We start from the raw sequence: 7,344 nt of genomic DNA, 5'->3' as shown, positions 1-7,344 counted from the left end.
GTTTTTTAGTCTACATGCAAAAATTAGCATATCTGCAATTAAATCCCAAAGAATCGCAAATAAAATAAAAAATTACCTATACAGGTAATGGTATTTTGACTTAAAATCTGTGCAGTTAAGATACTTTCATATGAAAAACAATCATTTCTGCTCTCATTCCAAACTAAATGCAATAAAAAATTTCTTATTCTCTCTAAAAAAGATCGACCAAACACTCGTACATTCATAAATGGGGCGCCTAATTGTCAATTAAACCGACACATAAGACAGCCCCACAAAGTATATATTATTTTTTCACAAAACTAAGTAATAAATTTTTTTCAATAATAAATTAGTCAATTTATGCTCTAATTTGAGTGCCAACGCCTTGTCTGACTTTCTTTTCATTCATTAAATAACGTGATAATCCAACTGTTACGATTAAAGAAACCACTACCGGAATTGAACCCAACCATGTAATTGAACGGATGGACAATTGACTGACTGCAAGGCCTCCGATTGCTGCACCAAATGCAAACCCTAATTGCATCATTGACTGATTTAAACCTAATAAAACATCTGATGAATTTGGTGAAATTGTTGCTAAATTAAATTGTTGTGTTGCACCAGATGACCATCCCGAAAATGACCATAATGTAAGGATAATAATCACTGTATTGATTGAACTAGAAATGAATGATAATAATAAAATTGATAAAATATTAAGTACTAAACCTCGTTTTAAAGTAAGCGTAATTCCCCACTTATCTGCACTGAATCCCCCGAATTTAGATCCAAATAAACTAGCTATACCAAGTATTAGAAGAGTAAAACTTAATATGTGATCGCTCATCTTAGTAGTTTGAATAAGGTACGGTGATAAATAAGTAAATACGATCCCATATCCGCTCATTAAGAAAAAATTAATAGATAAAGCTAATGCAATTTTTGGTTGTTTAATTAATGAAATTTGTTGCAAAAAATGGAACTGGTTTATCACCATGTGTTTGTGGAATTGTTTTAACGATAATTGCTAAAGAAATTAAAACGAATATGGCAACCCCAAGAAAGACTAATCTCCAATCATAAGCAGCTGCTATAAATCTACCAATTGGGACCCCTATAATCAGTGAAGCAGTAAAACCCATGACAACAGTGGCAATTGAACTTGCCTTTTTATCTGCTGGAGCAATCCTTGCAGCCAAGCTAAGTACTGTTACAACAGTAACTCCAGCACTTAACGCCATTATAATGCGCGCAACCATAAACATACCGTAACCAGGTGCAATTACTGCTAATAAATTACCTAAAATAAATACGCTCAAAGAAAATAGTAGTAATTTTCGGCGTTCCATTTTGGCTAATACGGCCATTAATATCGGTGTTCCGATCGCATAGATCAATGAATACACCGTAATTAGTTGCCCTGCAGCTTCAATCGAAATACCTAATTCATTGGCCATTTTATCTAAGATTCCAGAAATAACATATTGTGAAGTTCCTACTAAAAAACTTATCATTGCTAAGATATAAATTTTCCCTTTATTTGTCATAAAATAATTCCTTTCAACATAATTATGTATTTCTATAAATACCGAAATATTAAACTTTAGAGAAGGAAGCCACTTGATTAGCTTCCTTCTTACTATCTATTCATATCAAAGTTTAGATTAGAACATTTAAATGCTTTTTAACATCATATTCTTCAATTGCTTCACCATTTTTCAAACGGTGTAAAAGATCTGGATTCGAAATTAGAGGACGCCCGAACGCAGCAACATCAATTGTTCCTTCTTTGATAGCTTTTTCTGCCATTTCAGGATTTAACGTTCCTACTCCAACAATAATTCCATCCCAGTATTTTCTAACAAGCTGATGCATCGTTTTACCATCTGCAAGTATACGTTCAAATTGCATAATCGAAGGGTGTAATAAAGTTGCACCGACTTCCTTGAATGCTTCAATAAATGTACGGATTGCATAGTCTGGATCTTCCCACATATAACCCGGAATATCAGCTTTATGTGCAGAAAAACGAATCATCGTTCTTTCAGTACCAATTGCTTCGATAACTGCTTTTATTACTTCCTTCATGAAAGTTAATCTTTGTGGAAGTTCTCCACCATATTGATCCGTACGATGATTTGTAACATCTGAATTAAATTGATCGATTAAGTATCCATGTGCAGCATGAATTTCGACTCCATCAAAACCAGCTTCAATCGCATTTTTAGCTGCTTGAGCATATTGATTGATTACTTCTTTAATATCCTCGGTAGTCATTTCTTCAGGTAGATCATATGGCTTACGAAAACGCGAGACTAATCCTTCTGCAGGAATCGCTGAAGGTGCTTGTGGTGGCATATTTCCAGCAAGCTCGTGATGAGATAATCGGCCTACGTGCCATATTTGAGAAATCATTGTGCCACCCTCTTTATGAACAGCATCAGTTACTTTTTTCCAAGCTTTAATTTGATCCTCAGAATAAATTCCAGGAATACCTGGGTAACCTTTTCCACGTGGACTAATAACTGTTCCTTCCGAAATAATCAAACCTACGCCATCTGCAGCGCGTTTACGATAATATTCAACTATATCTTCTCCAACTACACCTGTTTGATCATTTGCAAAACTTCTTGTTAATGGAGCCATTGCTGTACGACTACGTAAATTCCATGCACCTATTTTTACTGGTTCAAAAAGTTTACTTTCAAGACCATTTTCTAATTTTCCCCAACTAGTTTCATCTTTGCTTACTAAACTCATATTCAATTCCCCCTTTGATTATTCGGTATTTCTATAAATACTGAAATATAAACTAAAATTATACCGCTTTATTTTTAAAGTAAAGCGGGTGCATATTTTTCTAAAACTTCTCGTTGTAAACTATAGTATCTGAAGGTTCCCTCTTTGCGAACTGTTAGCAAGCCGCAATCAAGTAATGGTTTTAAATGATGTGTCAATGTAGAATTGGCCGATACTTTTATTTGATTTTTCATTTCTAAACAAGCTAATTCAGATTGCTTAGCAAGTACTTTAACAATTTGTAAACGAGTGGATTCTCCTAATGCTTTATAAACCTTTACTGCAATATCATCGTTCACCACTTTAACCTCCTCTCAAAGACCAGCACTTATTTCAGTATTTCTAGAAATATTGTATTTTAACTAATTTATGATGTCAAGAGACATGAATCATAAAATATAAAAAAAATTTGGTAAATTGAAGAGCAAGAATAGTTGATCTTGACTTAATTTTAGAGCGTTGATTTTCTTCAGGAATATACGTTTGCAAGTAAAACGAACATGCTTTATTCATAGATAACTTGTTGATGCACTATTCTGGAATGTATATTTTCTCTTGTATTGTATTTTTTTTGAGAAATCCAAAAACCCCACAAGGGACTTCATTACCTTGTGGGGTTTTTCACTTTCTACTTAATGAAATCAACCCGTAAAATCTAAATGAGTAGATTAAACAATGTTGGGTTATTGTTTATTTCCATGAATTGAATTTCATGAAGATTCATTCGCTCAATCAATGCTTTGTAATCGGACTTATTTGCCAATTCTATTCCAACTAGTGCTGGCCCATTGTCCTTATTGTTTTTCTTTGTGTATTCAAACCTCGTAATATCATCGTTTGGTCCTAATACTTTATCAAGAAATTCACGTAATGCGCCTGATCGTTGTGGGAAGTTGATGATGAAATAATGTTTTAGTCCTTCATGAATTAAAGACCTTTCTTTTATTTCTTGAAGTCGGTCAATATCATTATTTCCTCCAGATACGATACAAACGACATTCTTACCTTTTATTTCATCTTTAAATAATTCTAAAGCTGATACAGACATAGCTCCAGCGGGCTCTGCAATTATTGCATTTTTATTATAAAGCTCTAAAATCGTTGTACAAATCTCGCCTTCTGGAATTGCGACAACTTGGTCAAGTACATCTCTACAGATTTCATATGTTAAATAACCAACTTGGCCAACCGCTGCTCCGTCAACAAATTTCTCAATAGAAGGTAAAGTTACAACTCTACCATTTGCAATCGATTCGGCCATTGAAGCAGCACCCATTGGCTCTACTCCAATTACTTTAGTTGAAGGACTAATTCCTTTTATGTATGTTCCAACTCCAGAGCTTAATCCACCTCCGCCGATTGCTACGAATAGATAATCTACTGGACGGTCAATTTCATTTAATATTTCAACTGCAACAGTACCTTGTCCTGCAATTACATCTTGATCATCAAATGGATGAATAAATGTCATTTGATTTTCATTGCAATAAGTTTGTGCATTTTGATGAGCAATATCAAAGGTGTCACCGATTAATATAACTTCAACAAATGGGCCACCAAAGAATTTCACTTGAGATACTTTTTGATTCGGCGTTGTTGTTGGCATAAATATTTTCGCATACACCTGCAAATGATTACATGTATATGCTACACCTTGAGCATGATTGCCTGCACTTGCACATACAACCCCTTTATGTCTTTCTTCATAAGACAAGTTGCTAATTTTGTAATATGCTCCTCTAAGCTTAAATGAGCGGATTATTTGTAAATCCTCTCGCTTTAAAAATACGTTACAATCATATTTTTCACTAAGCATGGTACTAATCTGCAAAGGTGTTTTATTCGTAACTTCTTTTAACGTATTATAGGCAACTAAAATATCCTCAATCTTAACTGTACTTTTTACTTTCTCCATATAACTACCTACCCTTTGCATTTTTTTATATAAATTCCATTATAGTAAAAGTTAACTAATTAATAAACAGAAAATTCAATTTTCTAATGAAAGTTTTATGTCAATTTACATGATTGAAATAAAATGTGCCAAATATCGGTACTTTCATTCTAATTGGCAGTAATACACTAGTTATCATTTTTAGTAGGATATGCTATCATTTTCATATTAAATAAATAGATATTAGGTGATTTATAAAATGGAAAATCAATCTTTATTATTAATTGATGGCTTTAACCTATTAAGTAGAGGTTATTTTGCTACTTCATATGGTAGAAGTGATGAACAACTTTCTAAGACAAAAGATGGCGTTTATATAAATGCATTAAGGGTATTTATACCAAAGCTATTTAACTTAATTAAAGAGCATGACATTACTCATCTTGCAATTACTTGGGATGTTAAACGTGAAGAAACTGATCGTCGAAATAAATATGATTTTTATAAAGCAACTCGTGGAGAACTACCAACGCCACTTATTGAACAATTTTTCACTTTAAAAACAGCATTAGAAGAAATCGGTATTGCTCAACTTGAAATGGCACCATATGAAGCAGATGATTTAATGGGTACCTTATCAAATAATTGGTCTAATTCTGTTAAAAATAAATGCTATATTTATAGTAATGATCGAGACTTACTACAATTAATAAACGAGCATACATCTCAAATCATTGCTCAAAAAACTGGTGAAATTGTTTACTCCCTTGAGCACTTCAGTAATGATTATGGGATCCACCCGAAACAATGGGTTGATGTAAAAGCATTATTAGGTGATTCTAGTGATAATATACCTGGTTGCCCTGGAGTAGGAGAAAAATCGGCTATTCCATTAATTCAACTTTATAACTCAGTTGAAGAATTGTACGAGAATATGGAAAATCTTGATTCTAAATTTAATCGCTACAAAAAGAAATTAGAAGCTGGGAAAGACTCTACTTTTATTAGTAAAGAGCTTTCTGCCATTACAATTGATATACCACATTTTGCTGAATATACATTTGAGGATTTAAAAATTAATATTGATGAGGATAAATTATCACTTAAGCTTGAGGAATTAGAAATTCGTGTTAAGCGATAAAAATCAAATTTTATTTAGGAGAAATATAAATGTCTGAGTATTGGAATGCGTATTTTAGTTTTATAAATGATAAACCTGCAACTGTAGTATTAGATATGGCAATTACTGAAGAAGCAAACATCGAAGATTATCCAACGATTGTTTGTATAAAGCTACAAATAAAAAATCCAGACGAACGAGGTTTTCCTAGTAAACATGAATTAAATGTTTTAGAAAAAGTTAATAAGGATATTGATAAACGAATTAATCCAAAACTCTACCTTAATGTTGGAAGAGTGACGACTGATAGTTTTAGAGAACTTGTCTATTATACTTCGGAACACGATCCTAAAATGCTAATTGAAGTTGCTCATCAAATCATTGAAGCAAATGATTACGATTTTGAAATGTATGGTATGGATGAAGAGGAACTTTGGGAATATTATTTCGAATTTCTTTATCCAAACCAATACCATCTGCAGCATATAAGCAACGCTGAATTAATCGAGCAATTACAAAGATCTGGTGACAAATTAAAATTACCTCGTAAAGTCGAACATTTCATTCTATTTAATGATGAAATAAAGATAAATGGGTTTATTAGCGAAATTGCAAAAGAAGGCTTTAATTTTGAAGGAAAGTATTCAAATAATGATGAAGATTTAGATGAAGACTATGAATTTACCGTACGTATTTCTAGAATTGATTATGTTGATTTAGATAGTATAGATGAACTAACTGATTTCTTAATCGAATCTTCAGAGCATTTCGGTGGTAATTATGATGGATGGGAAACTCTTGTTATCAAAGAATAAACAATAACTTCATAATTAAATAAAAGAACACTACAGTTTTTGAATAACTAAAAAAGTAGTGTTCTTTTTAATTTGGCTCTGTTAAATTTAAATGTTGATTTTTGAACTAGAAATAGGTTTTCTAATTAGACAAGCTTAGAAACTATTATTCAATTAATGCAGTGGTTTAGTTGCTTTAGCTATTTCTTCTTAAAAAGAAAATATTGGTAATATAATAAATAATAAACCCATTAATATAAATACGCTTTTACAAACGTACCATGGTAGGAGTAAGAAAATTTGAGCAATTAAAGAAAGCCCCCCTGATTTCTTTGACTTATTGTGACTTTCTTTAGTATAGAGTTTTACTGTTACTATACTAATACTTAATCCCAAAATTTGTACAAACCAAGCCCCTGATGAAAAATATTTCTCCAATTTATTACTCCCTTGCCAATACAGTTTTACTAAAATAATATCATTCCTTATACATCTAATCTGCCATTTAGTTCCGTTAAAAAAATCGACTTTTTAGCCTAACCACTAATATAATCATAGGAAAGCATCCTATTTTTGATATTCCATTTAAGTCACCAGACATTGAATTGTTAACTGCATCATTGAGGTTTTCAACTGGATTCTTTTTAATTTTCATAGCAACCTCCAAAAATCCAGCTTGTAAATACTCTAATTACTCTTTATTTTTCTAATTCTGTTATAGAACTATCGCACGCGTTAGTTGCATAAGGATT

At 32.2% G+C, this 7,344-nt stretch carries 6 protein-coding genes and 1 pseudogene; 2 read left to right on the top strand and 5 right to left on the bottom strand.

The window, feature by feature from the left end; all coding sequences use genetic code 11:
- Nucleotides 1-340: 340 nt before the first annotated feature.
- From COI44_RS23585 to ilvA, 4 genes and pseudogenes are all read right to left on the bottom strand, one after another.
- Nucleotides 341-1,532: pseudogene (locus tag COI44_RS23585) on the bottom strand (MFS transporter).
- A gap of 112 nt (nucleotides 1,533-1,644) precedes the next feature.
- Complete coding sequence (locus COI44_RS23580; RefSeq protein ID WP_098430048.1) at nucleotides 1,645-2,745, bottom strand: alkene reductase; 1,101 nt, start codon at nucleotides 2,743-2,745, stop codon at nucleotides 1,645-1,647.
- A gap of 74 nt (nucleotides 2,746-2,819) precedes the next feature.
- Nucleotides 2,820-3,083 (bottom strand): ArsR/SmtB family transcription factor, encoded by a 264-nt coding sequence (locus COI44_RS23575; RefSeq protein WP_098121922.1) that lies wholly within the window; start codon nucleotides 3,081-3,083, stop codon nucleotides 2,820-2,822.
- Nucleotides 3,084-3,439: 356 nt separating this feature from the next.
- Nucleotides 3,440-4,699, bottom strand: coding sequence for a threonine ammonia-lyase IlvA (ilvA, locus tag COI44_RS23570; RefSeq protein ID WP_098430047.1), 1,260 nt, complete (start codon nucleotides 4,697-4,699; stop codon nucleotides 3,440-3,442).
- A gap of 238 nt (nucleotides 4,700-4,937) precedes the next feature.
- On the opposite strand from ilvA, the gene COI44_RS23565 reads away from it, so the two are divergent.
- Both COI44_RS23565 and COI44_RS23560 read left to right on the top strand, forming a co-directional pair.
- The gene (locus COI44_RS23565; RefSeq protein WP_056470398.1) at nucleotides 4,938-5,819 is read left to right on the top strand and encodes a 5'-3' exonuclease; all 882 of its coding nucleotides are present in this window, start codon (nucleotides 4,938-4,940) and stop codon (nucleotides 5,817-5,819) included.
- Nucleotides 5,820-5,848: 29 nt separating this feature from the next.
- A complete protein-coding gene (locus COI44_RS23560) occupies nucleotides 5,849-6,613 on the top strand; it encodes a DUF695 domain-containing protein (protein ID WP_098430046.1) in 765 nt (254 codons plus the stop codon).
- 189 nt (nucleotides 6,614-6,802) lie between these two features.
- Here COI44_RS23560 and COI44_RS23555 read toward each other — a convergent pair whose 3' ends face one another.
- Nucleotides 6,803-7,030 (bottom strand): hypothetical protein, encoded by a 228-nt coding sequence (locus COI44_RS23555; RefSeq protein ID WP_098430045.1) that lies wholly within the window; start codon nucleotides 7,028-7,030, stop codon nucleotides 6,803-6,805.
- Between the last annotated feature and the right edge of the window lie 314 nt (nucleotides 7,031-7,344).

Origin of the sequence: Bacillus sp. AFS088145, from assembly GCF_002564465.1 — a bacterium.
GTDB lineage: Bacteria > Bacillota > Bacilli > Bacillales > Bacillaceae_G > Gottfriedia.
Note: the sequence above shows the minus strand (reverse complement) of the source record. Positions and strands in the feature narration are given on the sequence as shown.

Coding starts and splice junctions, on each gene's coding strand:
- COI44_RS23580 (WP_098430048.1), bottom strand. CDS start 2,745: ATGAGTTTAGTAAGCAAAGATGAAACTAGTTGGGGAAAATTAGAAAAT.
- ilvA (WP_098430047.1), bottom strand. CDS start 4,699: ATGGAGAAAGTAAAAAGTACAGTTAAGATTGAGGATATTTTAGTTGCC.
- COI44_RS23565 (WP_056470398.1), top strand. CDS start 4,938: ATGGAAAATCAATCTTTATTATTAATTGATGGCTTTAACCTATTAAGT.
- COI44_RS23560 (WP_098430046.1), top strand. CDS start 5,849: ATGTCTGAGTATTGGAATGCGTATTTTAGTTTTATAAATGATAAACCT.